Source organism: Comamonas kerstersii, from assembly GCF_008801935.1.
In the GTDB taxonomy this organism is placed as follows: Bacteria; Pseudomonadota; Gammaproteobacteria; order Burkholderiales; family Burkholderiaceae_C; genus Comamonas; species Comamonas kerstersii.
In genome coordinates, this window is sequence record NZ_VZOT01000013.1 from 55,433 (window position 1) to 73,498 (window position 18,066).

Sequence of the window (18,066 nt, forward strand, 5' to 3'; positions counted from 1 at the left end):
CACAAAAAGGAACTCGGCTGTCGGGCCGAGACCCGACTCCCTCGCTCAATCCAAGCAAATCGCTTTAACAAAGCACGTGTAGCCCCCCATCCCCGCCTTCCCCCAGCGGGGGAAGAAGTGAAATGCAACCCTCACCCCAGCCCTCTCCCGCAAGCGGGAGAGGCAGTGCACCTGTTCACTTCAAGCAGACAAAACCCTCAACCCCCATTACCATCCACCCATGAAGATGAGAACAATTCTTATTAGAAAAGCATGGATGACCATGGTCATGGCGGGAGCACTGTCCGCCTGCAGCACCTGGCAGCCTGCCCCGCTCAGCACCGAAGCATGGCTGCAGCAGATAGCGCAACAGCCCATGCCTGCCGTACTGCTGCTGGGCGAGCAGCACGATGCCACGGCGCACCACCAGTGGGAGCAGCGCACGGTGCAGACTTTGGCGCAGCGCGGCCAGCTGGCTGCTGTGGTGCTGGAAATGGCGGACGATGGGCACAGCACACAAGCCTTGCCCACCACAGCCACAGAGGCCGAAGTGCAGCAGGCGCTGCAATGGAATGACAAAGGCTGGCCGTGGAAGCACTACGGCCCCACGGTAATGACCGCAGTACGCGCCGGGGTGCCGGTCTTCGGTGGCAATCTGCCGCGTGCGCAAATGCAAGCCGTCATGCAGCAGGCCAAGTGGGACAGCCATTTACCCCCTGAAGCCTGGCAGCGCCAGCGCGAAGCGATTCGCAGCGGCCATTGCGACCTGCTGCCCGAGGCCCAGATCACGCCCATGGCCCGTATCCAGCTGGCCAAAGATGCACGCATGGCACACACCCTGGAGCAACAGCTGCAGCCGGGCAAAACGGTGCTGCTGATTGCTGGCCGTGGTCATGTGCTGCGCAGCGTGGGCGTTCCTGCTTGGTTGCCTGCCGAAACATCCCGCACCATTGCCATTGCGCAGGCCGGAGACCAGCCCGTGGCCGATGCTGCAGACAGCGACCATGTGGTGCGCACCCCTGCCGTGCCCCACAAAGACCACTGCGCAGCCTTGCGTAAGCAATGGAACAAGCCATAGCACCGGGACTTGCTAAGCTTGCAGCCCTTTGCATCTCTGTAAGCTTCCTCCCGTGCACCCCACCACCATTCGCGGCGATGCCATTCCCGCCGGCTGCCAGACCATTGAAGTCCACCTCCAGGACCTGAACAAGCTGTTCGATGCCATGGACCCATCCCCCCTGCGCAGCAAGGATCTGCACTCCAGCGTGGTGGAGCACATTGTGGACAGCGCGCGGGCGCAGCCTTCGCGCTGGAAGCCGCTGGCGCTGATCCTGCACGTAGACCATCCAGCCGTGCAGACGCAGGCCGAGCAGGCCATCTGCAATGCCACGCGCGACTACTTCAGTCGACAGGCGGTGCATGCGCGACACCGCCTGCGCTTGCATCTGCGCCGGGGCGTCATCAGCCTGTGCATTGGCCTGTCTGTACTGGCGGCAGCGCTGATTGGCTCGCAATGGCTGGGCGAAGGCACTGTCGCCTCCACCCTGCGCGAGACGCTGGACATTGGTGGCTGGGTCGCGCTGTGGCGGCCCATGGAGATATTTCTCTATGACTGGTGGCCCATCGTGGGCGACCGCATGCTGTTTCGCCGCCTGGGGCAGATGCCGATTCAGATTCAGTATTGCGCATCTGACATAGCTTCACAAAATATATAGCTGCCAGCGCTTGCTACATAAGCACTAGAGGCACTTTTGACGCTCAATTGAGGCATCCCCCCTCATGTATCCAGCCAACGCCTGCGGCCCTACACTGCAGGCCATGTCTGCTTCACTGAATCCTTCACACTGTCCGCTGTGCGGCCAGCCTAACCAATGTGCCGTAGCAGCCGGGCTGCCTGCCGAAAGCTGCTGGTGCATGCAAACCCAGATCGCGCCACAGGCACTGGAGCGCCTGCCTGCCGAGCAGCGTGGTCAGGCCTGCATCTGCCCCACTTGCGGTCAGGTCACTGTCGCCAACGGGCAGCCAGATGAAGTCCACAGGGGTAGGCTGCGCAGCCTGCGTTACTTGCTCTCTATGGGCTGATCTCTTTCATGCATCTGTTTGCACCCGCGCCTTCCGAAGTTCTGAAAGCCCGCTACGGCGATCGCTACCGCTGGCTGCTGCTGATGGCGCTGATGGTGGGCGTGATTGCCTCCATCATTCCCGCCACCAGCGTGAACGTAGCCATTCCAGCCATGAGCGCCTATTTCCAGGTGGGGCAGGAACGCGCGCAGTGGATCACCTCGTCCTTCATGATGGCCTCCACCATTGGCATGCTGGTCACGCCGTGGATGCTCTCGCGCTTTGGCTACCGCGCCACCTATGCCTATTCCATAGGGCTGCTGATACTGGGTGGCATCGTGGGCGGCCTGTCGCAGCACTTTGAGCTGATGCTGCTGTCCCGCGTGGCCGAAGGGCTGGCCGCAGGCATCATCCAGCCGATTCCTGCTGTCATCATCCTGCGCGCCTTTCAGCCGCATGAGCAGGGGCGCTCAGGCGGCATCTTTGGCATGGGCGTGGTGCTGGCACCTGCCATTGCACCTGCCCTGGGCGGTCTGCTGGTGGACTGGATGGGCTGGCGCTCTACCTTCTTCATGGTGATTCCTCCCTGCCTGCTGTCGCTGTGGCTGGCCTGGAAATTTGTGCCCACCTCCGCGCCCGAGGGGCAGCAGTCGCAGTCCAATGGCAACAAGCTGGATGTGCTGGGTCTGGGCCTGGTCACCGCTGGCACACTGGGCATCATGAATGCGCTGGTCGCCTTTCACCGCAGCCATACGGAAGCGGCCATCCTGCTGGCCGTGGCCGTGCTCTGCCTTGTGGCCTTTGTGCTCTGGCAGCAACGCCTGCTGCGCACCCAGAGGCAGCCCCTCATGGACTTGCGCCTGTTTGGCTACCGCCCCTTTGTCATGGGCAGCATCGTCTGCTTTATCTATGGCACCGCCATGTTTGGCTCTACCTATCTGATTCCGGTGTTCATCCAGATGGGGCTGGGCATGTCCGCTGCCTACGCAGGCAACCTGCTGCTGCCCGCTGGCCTTGTGCTGGCCATCACCATTCCGCTGGCAGGCCGCCTGGCCGATACCCAGCCTACGCACTGGCTGGTCAGCACGGGCATGCTGCTGCTGGCCATGTCCTTCCTGCTGATGCTCTGGGTCAACCCCGGTATTGATCTGTGGCTGCTGGCTGGCTTCATCATCGTGGGCCGCATCGGTCTGGGCTTTATCCTGCCCAGCCTGAACCTGGGGGCCATGCGCCCGCTGGATAAATCCCTGATCGCCCAGGGCGCAGGCACCATCAGCTTTATTCGCATGCTGGGCGGTGCCATTGGCGTGGGCCTGTGCGGCATCGTGCTGGAGTGGCGGCTGGATGTGCAGATGGCCAACCCCGCGCTCTCTGCCGCAGATGCCCGCATGGCCGCCTTCCATGAAAGCTTTGTCATGCTCACCGCGCTGTGCCTGCTGGCCTTTCTTGCCGCCACACAGTTGCGCTCGCCGAAGAAAACGCTCACCTAAGGAGGATCTGCAGTACGACCAGGCCGCGCTTGCTGCTTTGCAGGCCTGTGGCGTGTTGCGGGACTACCAGGCGCAAGGTGTTGCCTTCATGTTGGGCCAATCGGGTGCCTGCATGGGTGCCTGCATGGGTGACGACATGGGCCTGGGCAAGAGCCCCAGACCGTGGTGGCCTGCCGCCTTGCTGCAGGCAAGCAGCGTGTCCTCATCGTTTGTCCAGCCTCGTTGCGGCTGAACTGGGAGCGCGAGATCAAGATGGTCTACCCCGATGCAATCGTCGGCATGCTGGGCGATGACCGCATGGCCACGCTGCATGGCTGTGACTGGGTGATCGGTAACTATGAGCGCATGGGGGGGCTGGTGCGTGAGGTCGACCTGCAGTTCCAGGTATCAAGGTGTTCATCGGCACCACGATGGCCGCTGGAGTGGGTACCACGCTGACCGCGGCGAACATCGTTGCCTTCGCGTCCATGCCTTGGACGCCAGCGCTGATGCGCCAAGCGGAGGATCGTGCCTGCCGCCTGGGCCAAAAGCGTGATGTCCTGGTGCTGGTCCCTGTCATACCAGGCACGATCGACGAAGGCGTGCTTGCGCTGCAGGAGAACAAACGGACGACAGAGGAGGAGGTGATTGAGGCCGCCAAGATGGGATTGCCTGCTGAGCAGAGGGCACTTGGTGAGCGTGCCGAAGGAGGTGATTGAAGAAATGGACCCCAAGCCTCATACCCGGATGTACTCAAACGCCTCAATCCTGGCTGGCCGATTCTGATCCGAACAGCGTGAACAGAAGAGGCGACTGCTTCAGGGCACATGGTGATGTTTTTTCCCTCTTGATAATTATCAAGAGCATCTTGTGCGACGGGTCGAGAGAATTCCGTCATTCCGATTGGTGACGGCCGAACTGCCTTTTCGTTGAAGCCTTAGGAACCACTGCTGCAGCGTCTCACTGATTAGACCTTGAGAGGGGGGGCAAGCAAGCGGGTCGACAAGCTTTCAGCAAAGCCGGGCGGCACTTCTGTGCCGCAATAGGCTTCACCACAGTTCTCATCTCAACCAAGCGTGCCATGACTGTTTTTACCAAGATGCGGGAAAATGCTGAAATTAATCGAAATCATTATTATTTCGATGCTTGTTCTGGTGTTTTAAGAAAGCAATACCTGTCCACAGCTGTTGCTCTGGCCTGTTGGAGCATGGGGGCGGCCTATGCTCAAGAGCAGGGCGCCGTCAAGGAGTGGCGGGCACCGGCGGTCAGCGCCAGAGAGCATGCCCAGTCCACGCAAGAACCTGCAGCAACCGCTAAAACAATGCAGGAAGTCACGGTAAGTGGTGAGCGGACGCGCGACGAAAAAGGCCGTGACGACGTATATGACAAAAACGTCACCACCGTGTACCAGGGCCGGGAGGAGTTACAACGCTTTCAGACCACCAACCCCGGCGACGTGTTCAAGGGCATGAACGGCGTCTACAGCATGGACACGCGCGGCAGCCAGTCGATTACGCCCAACATCCGTGGCCTGACTGGCGAAGGGCGCGTTCCGCTGACCATCGACGGCACCGAGCAGTCCACCAACATCTGGCTGCACTTCTTCGGCGCAGGCAACCGCAGTTATGCCGACCCGGCCATGTTCCGCAGCATCGAGGTGGAAAAAGGCCCGTCGCTCTCGCGCGGCATCAAAAGCGGCATCGGCGGGGCGGTGAACATCCGCACCATCGAGCCGAGCGACATTATTCCCGAAGGCAAGAACTTCGGCATCGAATTGAAGGCCGACACCTCCAGCAACAGCAGCAAGCCCCGGTTCGATGCCAATTCAGCCTATGGCAAGGATTACCGCAACATTCCTGGTGCGATTCGGTACGAGGTGAACAACGTCAGTCCCTTTTCGGAAAACCCACGCAATAAGAGCGGGGATGTTTTTGACTTCGACAGCAAATCGGGCATGTTGGCCATTGCCGGGCGCAATGAGATGACGGATTTTCTCGTCTCGTACAGCAAGCGCACCCAGGGTAACTATTACGCAGGTAAGAAGAACGCCGACAAATATGCCGGGCATGATTATCTGGACAAAAGCAGCACAGATGTACTCATTCCCAACGTGACCAAGCTGTACGGCGCGGGCGATGAGGTATACAACACCGCCAGTGAAACCAAGACCACGCTGCTGAAAAACAACTGGTATTTGCCGAATGCGCAAAAAATCGGCCTGTCGTTCATGCGCAACGATATGAATTTTGGCGAGACCACGCCGGGCACCTCGGTATTGATGATGCAGTATCGCGAATCTTACGAGCATCAGTACCCGAATCTGGATTTTTCAAAAGAGAAACGGTTTGTCATTGAAGGGCCGCACTCGGACATGAAGGTAGACCGCTACAAGCTCGACTATGAAATCAAGCCCGAAGATTCCAAATGGCTGAATCTGGAAGCCAGCCTGTGGCATACCAAAACCAGCGGTATTCGGCATCAAACCGGCATTTCGCCTTATATGCTTGATATGGATGACGCCACCTATCGCCGTTTGAAAATAGTTGACCAGCTGGCGAATGATCCGAATTTCGATCCCAGCCTTTTGCCACCGGGCTTTATGGACCATGATGGAACCATTGTCTCCAGGGGGCGGCAATGGACCAGCCACGACCGCACCGGGCTCGATTTGAGTAACCAGATCAAACTTGCCGACAATCTGCAATTGATGGTGGGCGTCAATTACCAGCGTGAAAAACTCAACGACCGGATACAGGAAACCAAACTCTCCATGGCAAGCGGTGGCCTGGGCATTGATGGCAGCACGGTACACGCCAGCACAGATTTTTTTGGCCCGCGTTCCGGCGAACGCAAGGAATATTCGGCTACCATGAATTTAAGCTACCAGCCCACCCCCTGGCTGACGCTGACGGCAGGCACCCGTTATATGCGCTATACCGGCAAGGATACGGGGAAAATCAAATATTCTGGAACAATGCGGAAAAAGACCGGGGTGAAGCTGAATTATCTCGAGGCGATGAATGCCGAAGATATGGCTAAAGACGCAGATCTTGCCCGAAAAAATGCCGATGCGTGGAATAAGATTACTCAAGCTGACTGGGATGCTTTTAATAATGGAGTGATGACTCCTAATTTTCAGGCCGTTCAGGATATTGGTGATGCCATCAAAGCCTTTAGAGCTGGACGAGAACCGTATGGCAACGGGATTTCCATGTTTTGGCGCCATGCCGCCATTATTCCGGTAATCAACGGTAAACCTGACTCTTCCAAAAATCCATTTGCCTCAGGCGAGATTGACATCAATGAGAATGTAGACCGTCTTACTTATGACAGTAAATTGCAAGTGGTTAATACAGGCGAGCAAATAAAAAAAATACAATATAACGGTGAGGAAGATGTTTACGAACAACTGGACGCCAGCCAGGCCTGGAAAAACGAAGCCGACCAGTCGGGCCATGCCTGGAGCCCCGTTTTAAGCGCCACGGCCCGAATCGGCAAATTCGGCACCGGCTTTGCACGCTATGCACAGACCACGCGCTTTCCAAGTATTTATGAATTGACCAGTAGTTCAGTGGTGGATGGTGCAGGTACGTTAGGCACTCTGGCGGTCAATGGTGCCAGCAAGCCAGAGCGCAGTACCAATTTTGAAATTGGCTATGCGCATAATCTGGCACAGTTCTTCCCCAGCCTGGCACTGGCGGATGCCCGTATCAGCTATTACAACACTGAGATCAAGGATTTTATCGACCGCACCGCGTACATGGACACCATCCAGTTCGATAAGAAAAAAACCCAAGGTATCGAATTGCAATCGCGCTTTGACAGCGGGCGCTTTTTTGGCGGATTAGGCGGCACCTACCGTTTGAAGCAGGAAATATGCGACAAGGATTTCGCCAGCAGCATGGACCCTTTCTATAACCGTATTCCAACCTGTGTGGAGGGCGGTTTTCCCGGCAGCTATAGCGGCATGAGTTTGCAGCCCAAATATTCCATCAATATGGAACTGGGCACGCGGCTGTTGAATGAACGCCTGCAAATCGGCTGGCGTGGCACTTACCACACCGGGGCGGAAAACAAACAACTGAACGGCTTATTGTCGAACGCAGATATCCAGAAAGTGTGGTTCCGGGGTGGGATAGATGCGTTGTATTGGAAATCGGTCATGCTGCATGATTTGTATGCAAGTTTCCAGATGAGTAAAAAAGTGGCGTTCAACCTGAACATCATCAACCTGACCGATCAATATTATATGGACCCCATGTCCAAGAACGTCATGCCTGGCCCAGGGCGCACCATTACGGCGGGGATGACCATCAAGTTTTAAGTTTTTTTGCTTGTTTTTCGTAAAAAACAAGTTTTCTCAACCATGTCCAACCTTTTTAAAAGGAAATTTATCATGAAAAAATCCATGATTGCTTTGGCCGCAATGGCGTTATTGGGCAGTGGCGCAGCCATGGCCGCATCGGGGGGCAGTTCCAACACGGCCAATGTGGCGGTGGGTAACTCCAACCATGCGTTGTTTGGCGGTGGAAATGCCGGCCTGAAATTCGAGAACAGCCTTCTGGGCTTTATCGATATCGCCAAAGGTCCGGTCAATGGTTCCAACACAGCCATTGCCAGCAAGGGCCAAGGCGCCATCATGACCGGTGCAGATGCGGGAGCGCCTGTGTCCATCGATATTGCCCAGGTGTGGAATGCTTCGGCTACCCAGGGCACATCCAAGTTCATGATCAACAGCGTGCGCCAGGTGAATACTTTCTTCCTGGCACCGCAATTCGGCGGTCTGGTGATCGGGCAGGTGGCGGATGCCAGCGGCACCCCTCTGGCCATCGGCAGCGGTGTGTATTTTGGTGAGTGGGCGCCCCGCGCCGCCGGTACGCCGCCTGCCGACAGCACCAACCTGAACATGGCCAGCAGCAGCCGCACCGTGTGGTATGCGGGGGACAACCCCACCACGACCATGCCCACGCTGACCAATGCCACTTACAACGTGATTGGCATCCAGGGGGTGGGTACGGCCGCTGACAACCTGCCGACGGCGCCCAAGCTGTATCGCGGTACTTTGACGGCCAATTACAACGGCAGTAACGGTACGCTGACTGGTTCCATCACCAATGGCACCAGTACCGTGAACTTCAACCCTGATGGTGTTCCGACTACTTTCACCGCAGCCAGCCAAGGCAAGTTCACTCACACCAATGGAAAGATCGAAGGCCAGTTCTACAACAACGCATCCGCGCTGGCTGGCATCTACAAGGGCGGAACCGCTGCCTCCCACGTTGCTTTCGGTGGCAGCCGCAGCAACTAATGCCTGAACTCAGCAAATAAGTCCTGAATGAAATGGAGGCCGGTTCCGCCGCCCTCCATTTTTGTTGCCCTGTACTGCGCGTGCTGACGTGGCCGCCGATGCTGGGGCTGTTTTGTCGGGAATGGGGGCGCAAGAGAAACGTGATGCCGTACCAGAGATTGAACCGTTTTCACCGGTTGGCCATGCTGTTGGCGTTGATGCTGTTCATGCCAGCGGCACGGGCGGATGAGGAGGACACCCGGTTTTTGCTGCACCAGCAGTCGCGCCAGGCGGCCGAGCGCATGGCCGGCCCGGAAGATGGCCTGGTATTGCATGCCCCGCCGGGAGCGTTGCTGTATGAGGGCAAGGTACACACGGTGCCTTCCACCCGGCAGGCGCTGGAGCCGGCGATCTACATCGCCATCAACACCGGCCAGTGGGAACGGCTGGCCGAATTCGTCAGCCGCTACCGCCTGCTGCAAGGCCACCGGCCTGCCCTGGCGCAGATGGCCCTGGCCTTGCTGGCCCGCCAAGAGGGCGACGTGGCGCAGGCGCTGCGCCTGATGCAATCGGCCCAGGCAGCCGAGCCGCAGGATGCCCGCATCGCCCTGGAGCTGGCGCGGCTGCTGTTCGAGGACAACCGCGATACCGAGGCCCGCGCCGCCTTCACCCGGGCACAGCAGGCCGGGCTGCCGGATACGGTGCAGGCGCTGGTGGGCCAGTACCAGCAGGCGCTCAAGGAGCGCAGCGGCTGGCACGGCAGCATGGCCGTGGGGCTGGGGCATAACAGCAATATCAATCAGGCCAGCGGTGATGTGACCTGCTTCCTGGAGTTGGGCGGGGTGTGCGTTTTCGAGCGGCGAATGCCCCAGGCCATCCGTTCAGGCATGCTCAATTACGAGCTGGCCTTGCAGCGGCGCTGGCATTTGGGCGGCAACCACAACCTGCAATTGCGCCCGGTGAGTTATGGCAGCTATTACCAGCGCCAGGGCGAAAGTGGCAGCGCGTCCATCAGCGACTATGGCAATGCCACCAGCGTGCTGTATCTCGGCTACCAGTGGCTGGATGCCAGACGCACCTTGAACGTGACACCGTATGTGGAGCATTTCTACCGCAACCGCCACACCGAATATGTGGCGCACGGTCTGCAAGTGGAAGGGCAGTTCGTGGTGGGCAGCCGCTGGCGGCTGGGTGCCAGTGCAGACACCAAGCGTTATGTCCATACCGACCAGGGACGGCGCGTGAGCGGCAGCGATTACACGCAGCACCAGGCGGGGCTGTCGGCCAGCTATGCGCTGTCGCCCCGTTTCACGGTTTACGGCGGGGCGGATATGGTGCGAAAGAAATACGCAGTGGACCAGGCCAGCACCAGAGACAAGGTGCTGCGGGCTGGCGTTTATTACGGACTCGAGGGGGCTGCCGGGTTGTTCGTGAACGCTACAGGTATCTGGCGTAACAGCCGTAGCGATGCCTTCGATGGTTTTCTGGGTGCGCGCCGCCATGACAAGCAGCAGGTGTTCATTGCCAGCATAGGCGCGAACAACTGGAAACTGGCGGGTCTGGCTCCTGAGTTGCGTGTGCGCTATAGCCGTAACCGGAGTAACGTCGACTGGGCTTTTGGGTTTGAACAGAGCGAGGTGAGCGTGATGTTGCGCCGCCATTTTTAAGAGACGTGCTGTGCATGCGGCCCTGCCGGGCCGGTCTTGTACTTGCGACAGCCGTGGTGTGTACGTTAAGGAGGTGAATCATGAACCAAAAGGACTGCCTGGCTTTGCCCCCAGGCGCGCAGGCGTATAAGCGTACGCCGGTGTTCACGCAAGACACGGTGCCTGCCGGCCTGCTGCGCGATCATGTGACGAGAGAAGGCACCTGGGCGCTGATTCATGTGCTGGAAGGGGTGGTGCGGTATCGCGTGCCAGGACTGGATGTGGAGCAGGATTTGCACCCCGCCGCTGCACCGGGGGTCGTGTTGCCGCAGATGCCACACAGTGTGCAGCCTGTGGGTGCTGTCCGTTTCTTTGTGGAGTTTTATGCGCTGCAGCCGCAGGAACAAGCGGGCCGGCCAGGACTGCCCAGCACGGGTTTGGTGGAATGAGGTGCAAGCATGGTTCCAGTTTCGTCGTCCAGGAAAGCAGCACGAAGCCGTGCAGCATGGAGTTTTGAATTGAAGATTGCGTACGTTCCGTCTTCGCGCCGTGGTTGGCTCACCGGTGTCTGTTCCTCCGCGTTGGTGCTGGCCTTGCCACTGCATGCGGCGCAGATGGCCAAGCGGCCCCGTCTGCGACTGGCAGGCCCCATGGCGACTGTATCGTTTCCGCTCATGCGGCTGGTGGACAGTGGGGCATTGGCTGGTCTTGCCGAGCAAGTGGAGTTTGTGGCCTGGACCAATCCCGACCAGTTGCGTGCCCTGGTGCTGGGGGGGGAGGTGGATTTTGTGGCTGCGCCCAGCAACGTGGCGGCCAATCTGTACAACCGCGGGGCTCCGCTGCGGCTGCTGGATGTGTCGGTCTGGGGCATGTTGTGGCTGGTGTCACGCAATGCACAGTGGAAGACACTGGATCAGTTCAAAGGGCAGGAAATTGCCATGCCATTTCGTGCCGACATGCCGGACATCCTGTTTCAGCTGCTGGCGCGTCAGCAGGGCCTGGATCCTGGGCGTGATTTCAAGCTGCGCTATGTCGCATCGCCGCTGGAGGCCATGCAGTTGCTCATCACGCGCCGTGTGGACCATGCGCTGCTGGCCGAACCTGCGATTTCGATGGCGCTGCGCAAAACGCAGTCGTTTCCGGTGTCGGTCGTGGCTCCGCAGCTGTATCGCAGCGTGAACCTGCAGCAGGAATGGGCGCGGGTGTTTCAGCGTGCACCGGAGATTGCACAAGCAGGCGTGGCGGCCGTGGGCGCGCTGCGGCAGGATGCCGCGCTCTTGCAGCAGGTACGCGCCGCGCTGGCCGAGGCGCATGCCTGGTGCTGGGCCAACCCGAAGGCCTGTGGCGAGATGGCAAGCCGCTATGCGCCCATGCTGCAAGCCGATGCGGTCGCAGATTCTCTGTTGGCTACACCTGCGGTCTGGCGCTCGGCCCGTGATGCCCGCCCGGAGTTGGAGTTCTTCTTCGGGCACCTGATGCAGCACCAGCCTGCGGTGATTGGCGGTAAGTTGCCTGATGCCGGGTTTTATTTCTGAGACGCTTTCCATGCTGACAAAGGAGAGTCGATGACAAGTACCACGATAGGCATTCGCCTGGCGCATCGATCGCAGCGTGTGCTGGCCGCGGTGTTGAGCTATCTGTGGAGTGGCTGGGGCGCGATAGCGAGCTTGCTGCTTTTTTGCGCGTTGTGGGAGTGGGGGGCTCAGCACTATGGGGAACTGCTGCTGCCAGGCCCGCAAGCCACCATGCTGCAGCTGCTCCAGATGCTGCGCGACGGTGTTGCGCTGGAGCCCCTGCAAATTTCGGCGCGGCGTGCGCTGTATGGGCTGGGAGCTGCGGTGCTGGCCGCAAGCCTGCTGGGCATGCTGGCGGGACGCTCCATGACAGCCGCCATGGCGGCACGCCCGTTGGTGACACTGCTGTTGGGCATGCCCCCCATTGCCTGGCTGGTGCTTGCCATGCTGTGGTTTGGCATGGGCGATGCCACACCGGTTTTCACCGTGTTCATTGCCTGTTTCCCCTTGGTCTTTGCGGCGGCCATGCAGGGGGCCCGTACGCTGGACCACCAGCTGCGCGATGTGGCGCATGTACTGCGGCTGCCTTGGTGGATGAGCCTGACGGACATTTACCTGCCGCACATGCTGTCTTATCTGTTTCCAGCCTGGATCACCGCGCTGGGCAGTTCCTGGAAGGTGGTGGTGATGGCCGAGCTGCTGGCGACGGCAGACGGGGTGGGGGCTGCGCTGGCCGTCTCGCGCGCGCAATTGGACAGCGCGGCATCACTGGCGTGGATCCTGGCCGTGCTGGCACTGCTGCTGGCGGCCGAGTATCTGGCCCTGGAGCCCATCAAGCGTCTGGCTGAACGCTGGCGGCAGTGACGGCCAGAAGTTACAAAAAAACCTATGAAAAACGATGAGAACCTTCCATGCAATTGCACATAAGGCATTTGACGCACCGCTACGCCCTCACGGATGTATTGCAGAACGTGAGCTTGGATTTGCATGCGGGTGAGACGCTGGCGCTGGTAGGGCCTTCAGGCTGCGGCAAAAGCACCTTGCTGCACATTGTGGCGGGCTTGCTCACGCCCGCGGAAGGTGAGGTCCAGTCTGGCTTTCGCGGGCTGGGCTGCATGTTCCAACAACCACGGCTGATGCCCTGGAAGAACACGCTGGACAACATCGCACTGGGGCTGAAGGCGTTGGGCGTACCCGGAGTCAGCCGGCGTGTGCAGGCGGCGCAACTGGCGCTGCGTCTGGGACTGGCGGAGCAGGACTGGCACAAGTATCCGCATGAGTTATCGGGCGGTATGCAAAGCCGCGTGGCGCTGGCACGGGCGCTGGCCACACAGCCCGATCTGCTGCTGATGGACGAGCCATTTGCCGCATTGGATGTGGGGCTCAAGCACGAGCTGTATGGCTTGCTCAGGGAACAGGTCGCGCAGCGCGGTACAGCGGTGCTGATGATCACCCACGATTTGATGGAGGCGGTGCGCTTGGCGGACCGCATTGTCGTGATGACTGCGCAGCCTGGCCGCGTGCTGCGGGCGTTTAGGGTGGCCTTGCCACAAGCACAGCGCAGCGAAGCATGGATTTACGATCGCACGGCCCACCTGATGCAGATGCCGGACGTGCGTGCAAGCTTTGGCATGCCGCCTTTGCCTCCGGCCGATGAGGCCGCAACAGTCTCTTCTGCTGCCATCCGTTGCGGCAAGAAAGGCGGGGATGAGGGGTTGGTGATCATTACAGGAAGCTGCAGTGCCTCTGACGCATTGCCACGACAAGGAGGCTGTACCGTATGAAAAGGCTTGCTGCATGGCCGCTGTTCATGTGCGGTTTTCGCCCTTTTTTTCTGGCGGGCAGTTTGTTGGCGTGTGTGCTGATGGCCGCCTGGTTGCTGATGCTGGGGGGGGCGTGGCCCACCTTGTCCATGTGGTCACCGCCAGGAGGCGTTGCAATCTGGCACGCCTATGAGCTGGTCCTGGGCTTTGGCAGCGCTGCAGTGGCGGGTTTTTTGCTCACCGCGGTTCCGGAGTTCACGCAAACGGTCCCGGCGGCTCCGAGACGCCTGGCATCACTCGCCGTGCTGTGGCTGTTGGGGCGGCTGGCCTGGCTGATCGCCGCATGGCTGCCTGCGCCTTTGGACGTGCTCACCATAGCGCTGCCGCATCTGGTTTTTACCGCCAGTTTGCTTTTGCTGCTGCTGCCTTCTTTGGGGCGTGATGCCCGTGCCCGCCGCCACTTCAGCTTTGCGCTGGCCTTGATGGCCCTGCTGCTGGTGCAATTGGGATTCTTTGCGGATCTGCTCTGGCGGTGGAACGATCCCCTGGCCTGGGTGCGGCTGGCCGTGGGTTTGATGATGGTGCTGATCATCCTGGCGGGGAGCCGCATTTCCATGAATGTGGTGAACCGCTTGGTCGAGCTGGGCAAGCCTGGTGTGGCCGAGCACGATACCGTCGGCTACCTGGCCCGACCACCCCGACGAAATCTGGCAATTTTTTGCATCTGTTTGTGCAGTGCGGTCGAGTTCTGGAGAGGATACGACCTAGTGACGGCCTGGCTGGCGCTCGCTGCGGCTGCGGCCATGCTGAACCTGCTCAACGACTGGCATGTGGGCAGGGCATTGTTTTACCGCTGGGCGCTGATCTTGTATGCCAGCTATTGGCTGCTGGCATTGGGTTATGCGGCGATGGGCATGTCCATTCTGGGAGCGCCTTGGTTGCCGTCGGCAGGGCGCCATTTGCTGACAGTCGGAGCCATGGGCTTGTCCATCTTTGCCGTGATGAATGTGGCTGGCCGCATTCATGCAGGCCAGTGGCTGGATGGGAGCCGCTGGGTTCCGCTGGCCATGGCGGCCCTGGTCGGGGCTGCGCTGTTGCGCTTCATGGCCGGAAGTTTCGGCTTTGCACACTGGTCGCAGCAACTGACCGTGGCTGCCGGCCTGTTGTGGATCACAGGCTTTGCTGTCTATCTGGGGCGCAACGCGCGCATGCTGGTGATGCGGCGAGACGATGGCCAGGCAGGCTGCTCGGAGCCTCGGGGACAGGAGGAGGGGGCGGGCCAGCCGTCAGCAGGGCACCAGCATTGATCTCGACGACCAGACTGCGCATGGTCAACCGTATCAGGATTGTGTGTTTGTTGATACGCTACATTGAGAATGATTCCTATTAAAATTGCAAGTAGGCTACTTTTATGGAATCCCAAGGCTTTGTGATGAGAGCGTTCATATGACGGCAAGCAAAGAGTCTCTGGAGCTTACCCTTTCAAGGTCACAAATCTTTGCCAAGGCGGACACTTCCTTGTTGGCAGAACTGGTGCAGCATGCGCGACCGGTCAGATTGCAGCCGCAGCAGCATCTCTTTTTGGCGGGCGATGAGGCCAGGCATTTTTATTGGATAGAGACCGGGACCATCACCCTGTACAGCCCCAGTCTGACTGGCGAGGAAAAGATCTTCAGGGTCTTGGGATCTGGCACTTTGCTGGCAGAAACCGTGATGTATGCCCAGCCTTCCCTGTACCCGCTTTCGGCCCAGGCGACGGAAGACAGTGTGGTCTATCGCATGCCGAGAGAGGAGCTGCTTGCGCTGACCCGGCAGTCGGCGGAATTCGCTTTTTCGCTGGTCGAAATCCTGGCGTCCAGAATTACCCAGGCGGTCAACCGGATCGACCTGCTGACAATGAGCAATTCGCTGCAGCGTCTGGTCAGCTATCTGCTGGACATGCATGTCCAGCAAGGCACTGCCTGGCTGCGCCTGCCCGCCAGCCACCAGGTTATAGCCAGGCAGCTCAACATCACTCCGGAAACCTTCTCTCGACACCTCACTCAACTGAAGCGCCGTGGCCTCATAGGGCATTGTCGCAATCGTGAGCTTGTGCTGCTTGATACAAAAGGTCTCTGCCATGAGGCAGGTTTGCCTGTACCCAGCTTCGAATTCCTGCAACGCCGCCCGCTCGCCAATCTCAACGGCAGCATGTTTGAGTGCTGCAATCTGCTGTAAGAACGTGTTCAAAGTCTCTGCGAAGATGTGAGAAGTCTCGTGATCCAGAGATCACCAGACCAAAAAGGGCAACCAGTGGGACTTTGGCATGAAGGCCCATATTGGCGTGGATGCGGACTCTGGCTTGGTGCATACCGTGCGGGGCACATCAGCCAACGTCAATGATGTCGTTGAAGCCAACAGCCTGCTGCATGGAAAAGAGGTTGATGGCTATGGAGATGCTGGCTACCAAGGCGCGGACCAACGTCCCGACATGCCAACGCCAGAACCTGAGCGCAAATTCCAATGGCATATCGCCATGAAGCGCAGCCAGCGCAAGGCGCTAGATCATCAGCACCCGATATCAGCCCTGCAAGAGCAGCTTGAGCAGGTGAAGTCCAAGATCCGGGTCAAGGTCGAACACCCATTCAGAGTCATCAAGCGTCAGTTTGGCCACGTCAAAGTTCGCTACCGAGGCTTGAGAAAGAACACGCAGCAATTGCATACCCTGTTTGCCTTGGCGAACTTGTGGATGGCCCGTGGCCGTTTGCTGAAAAACAGCCAATCCAAGCCTGGTGTGGGTGCATAAAAAGCAAGATGCCCGCGAAACGCGGGCATCTTGAGTGCCAGGGGCAAGGGAACATCACACTCGTTCAAGCACTATCACGCTTGAAATCGAGTTATGCAGAGGTTCCCTAAGCAGTTCTACAGCAGACAAGCTGCAGCAGCCACGTTAGGCTATGCGCCTTTGTTTGCTTAGAAAAAACGGATTCGCGCCCATGTGCCAGCTTTTAGGAATGAACTGCAATACGCCAACCGATGTGCGCTTTAGCTTCAGCGGCTTTGCGCAACGTGCAGGCAACACAGGGGATCACACCGACGGCTGGGGCATTGCATTCTTTGAAGACAAGGGACTGCGCCATTTTGTGGACCATGACCGGGCGATTGACTCCCCCATTGCCGAGCTGATCCGCCACTACCCCATCAAGAGCCAGAACGTCATCGCCCACATCCGCAAGGCCACACAAGGTCTGGTCAGCCTGCAGAACTGCCACCCCTTTGTGCGTGAGCTGTGGGGCCGCCACTGGGTGTTTGCCCACAATGGCGACCTCAAAGGCTTTGCCCCCAAGCTGCACGCGCACTTTCGCCCCGTAGGCACCACAGACAGCGAACTGGCCTTTTGCTGGATCATGCAGGAGCTGTGGAAGTCCCATGCCGGTGTGCCCAGCATTGAAGAGCTCACCATCACCTTGCAGGAGCTGGCAAGCCGCATCTCGCCACACGGCACCTTCAACTTCCTGCTCTCCAACGGCGAGGCCCTGTGGAGCCACGCCACCACCAACCTGTTCTACACCGAGCGCTGCCACCCCTTCGCCGCAGCCCAGCTGGCCGACGAAGACCTGACCGTGGACTTCTCCACCGAAACCACGCCCCAGGACAAGGTCGCCGTCATCGTCACCGCCCCACTGACCAAGAACGAAACCTGGACCCAGTTTGAAAAAGGCGTGGTCAATGTGTTTGTGGATGGCCGTCTGTACCTCGGCCAGAGCCACAGCAAGTCATAAAGCAAATCATAAAAAAGAGCGCCTTGCGCTCTTTTCATAAGGGTTTCAGATAGTTTTGATTTGCAAACCCAGCGAATACAAGCGCTAGGCGCTTCAGTTTTTACAGCAACCCAGCCAGCAACAAAAAAGGCCTAGCACGCGAGTGCTAGGCCTTTTGCTTTTGGTGCGTGATACATGGATCGAACATGTGACCCCTGCCGTGTGAAGGCAGTGCTCTACCGCTGAGCTAATCACGCCATATACGAGCCTGACGATGACCTACTTTCACACGGGAACCCGCACTATCATCGGCGCAAAGTTGTTTCACGTTCCTGTTCGGGATGGGAAGGAGTGGGACCAACTTGCTATGGTCATCAGGCATAACCTGGTGTCAAACAGCATCTGTGCTGCTCAACGAAATTTTTGACTTTCTCACTTAAAACAAAACCCCTGCCTCTTTCGGAGGTCAGGGGTTTGTCATTGTAAGAGCCTGGCGATGACCTACTTTCACACGGGAATCCGCACTATCATCGGCGCAAAGTCGTTTCACGGTCCTGTTCGGGATGGGAAGGAGTGGGGCCAACTTGCTATGGTCACCAGGCATAAA

General features: G+C 58.9%; 16 protein-coding genes, 1 tRNA gene, 2 rRNA genes and 1 pseudogene. 17 read left to right on the top strand and 3 right to left on the bottom strand.

All coding sequences use genetic code 11. From position 1 onward, the window contains the following. Positions 1 to 220 precede the first annotated feature (220 nt). The 17 genes and pseudogenes from F7P80_RS14150 to F7P80_RS14225 all read left to right on the top strand — a co-directional run bounded on the left by F7P80_RS14150 (position 221) and on the right by F7P80_RS14225 (position 17,480). On the top strand, positions 221 to 1,057 hold the full coding sequence (locus tag F7P80_RS14150; protein ID WP_249041487.1) for a ChaN family lipoprotein: 837 nt from the start codon (positions 221 to 223) through the stop codon (positions 1,055 to 1,057). 52 nt (positions 1,058 to 1,109) lie between these two features. Further along, positions 1,110 to 1,694 carry a hypothetical protein gene (locus tag F7P80_RS14155; protein ID WP_058879925.1) on the top strand — a complete coding sequence of 195 codons (585 nt, stop codon included), beginning with the start codon at positions 1,110 to 1,112 and terminating at the stop codon, positions 1,692 to 1,694. A gap of 103 nt (positions 1,695 to 1,797) precedes the next feature. After that, positions 1,798 to 2,061 carry a cysteine-rich CWC family protein gene (locus tag F7P80_RS14160; RefSeq protein WP_082669775.1) on the top strand — a complete coding sequence of 88 codons (264 nt, stop codon included), beginning with the start codon at positions 1,798 to 1,800 and terminating at the stop codon, positions 2,059 to 2,061. Between the two features lie 8 nt (positions 2,062 to 2,069). Then, entirely contained in the window at positions 2,070 to 3,530 is a 1,461-nt protein-coding gene (locus F7P80_RS14165; protein ID WP_054065372.1) for a DHA2 family efflux MFS transporter permease subunit, read from the top strand. Positions 3,531 to 3,692: 162 nt separating this feature from the next. Beyond that, the gene (locus tag F7P80_RS17220) at positions 3,693 to 3,968 is read left to right on the top strand and encodes a hypothetical protein (RefSeq protein ID WP_249041488.1); all 276 of its coding nucleotides are present in this window, start codon (positions 3,693 to 3,695) and stop codon (positions 3,966 to 3,968) included. Next, a complete protein-coding gene (locus tag F7P80_RS17225; protein ID WP_249041489.1) occupies positions 3,923 to 4,228 on the top strand; it encodes a helicase-related protein in 306 nt (101 codons plus the stop codon). Before F7P80_RS17220 ends, F7P80_RS17225 begins: the two co-directional genes overlap by 46 nt. 362 nt (positions 4,229 to 4,590) lie before the next feature. Beyond that, entirely contained in the window at positions 4,591 to 7,833 is a 3,243-nt protein-coding gene (locus tag F7P80_RS14175; protein WP_151045647.1) for a TonB-dependent receptor domain-containing protein, read from the top strand. A 72-nt stretch (positions 7,834 to 7,905) separates the two neighbouring features. Continuing rightward, positions 7,906 to 8,817, top strand: a complete 912-nt coding sequence (locus F7P80_RS14180; RefSeq protein WP_151045649.1) for a Slam-dependent surface lipoprotein — start codon at positions 7,906 to 7,908, stop codon at positions 8,815 to 8,817. A 182-nt stretch (positions 8,818 to 8,999) separates the two neighbouring features. After that, the gene (locus F7P80_RS14185) at positions 9,000 to 10,463 is read left to right on the top strand and encodes a surface lipoprotein assembly modifier (RefSeq protein ID WP_170265393.1); all 1,464 of its coding nucleotides are present in this window, start codon (positions 9,000 to 9,002) and stop codon (positions 10,461 to 10,463) included. Between the two features lie 80 nt (positions 10,464 to 10,543). After that, positions 10,544 to 10,891, top strand: coding sequence for a TehB family protein (locus tag F7P80_RS14190; protein WP_077344441.1), 348 nt, complete (start codon positions 10,544 to 10,546; stop codon positions 10,889 to 10,891). 69 nt (positions 10,892 to 10,960) lie between these two features. Beyond that, the gene (locus F7P80_RS14195) at positions 10,961 to 11,977 is read left to right on the top strand and encodes an ABC transporter substrate-binding protein (RefSeq protein ID WP_211372047.1); all 1,017 of its coding nucleotides are present in this window, start codon (positions 10,961 to 10,963) and stop codon (positions 11,975 to 11,977) included. A gap of 30 nt (positions 11,978 to 12,007) precedes the next feature. Beyond that, entirely contained in the window at positions 12,008 to 12,820 is an 813-nt protein-coding gene (locus F7P80_RS14200) for an ABC transporter permease (protein WP_058879919.1), read from the top strand. Between the two features lie 47 nt (positions 12,821 to 12,867). Beyond that, positions 12,868 to 13,740 carry an ABC transporter ATP-binding protein gene (locus tag F7P80_RS14205; protein ID WP_151045653.1) on the top strand — a complete coding sequence of 291 codons (873 nt, stop codon included), beginning with the start codon at positions 12,868 to 12,870 and terminating at the stop codon, positions 13,738 to 13,740. Further along, entirely contained in the window at positions 13,737 to 15,026 is a 1,290-nt protein-coding gene (locus F7P80_RS14210; protein ID WP_151045655.1) for an NnrS family protein, read from the top strand. The genes F7P80_RS14205 and F7P80_RS14210 overlap by 4 nt, the downstream gene beginning before the upstream one ends. A 139-nt stretch (positions 15,027 to 15,165) precedes the next feature. Then, positions 15,166 to 15,936 carry a Crp/Fnr family transcriptional regulator gene (locus tag F7P80_RS14215; protein WP_054065729.1) on the top strand — a complete coding sequence of 257 codons (771 nt, stop codon included), beginning with the start codon at positions 15,166 to 15,168 and terminating at the stop codon, positions 15,934 to 15,936. A 35-nt stretch (positions 15,937 to 15,971) separates the two neighbouring features. Further along, a pseudogene (locus tag F7P80_RS14220) lies at positions 15,972 to 16,504 on the top strand (IS5 family transposase); the annotation flags it as partial. A gap of 190 nt (positions 16,505 to 16,694) precedes the next feature. Next, complete coding sequence (locus F7P80_RS14225) at positions 16,695 to 17,480, top strand: class II glutamine amidotransferase (RefSeq protein ID WP_054065056.1); 786 nt, start codon at positions 16,695 to 16,697, stop codon at positions 17,478 to 17,480. A 161-nt stretch (positions 17,481 to 17,641) separates the two neighbouring features. On the opposite strand, the gene F7P80_RS14230 is transcribed toward F7P80_RS14225, so the two are convergent. From F7P80_RS14230 to rrf (F7P80_RS14240), 3 genes are all read right to left on the bottom strand, one after another. Beyond that, positions 17,642 to 17,716, bottom strand: a tRNA-Val gene (locus F7P80_RS14230). Between the two features lie 9 nt (positions 17,717 to 17,725). Then, a 5S ribosomal RNA gene (gene rrf / locus F7P80_RS14235) occupies positions 17,726 to 17,838 on the bottom strand. A gap of 109 nt (positions 17,839 to 17,947) precedes the next feature. Next, a 5S ribosomal RNA gene (gene rrf / locus F7P80_RS14240) occupies positions 17,948 to 18,060 on the bottom strand. Positions 18,061 to 18,066 lie beyond the last annotated feature (6 nt).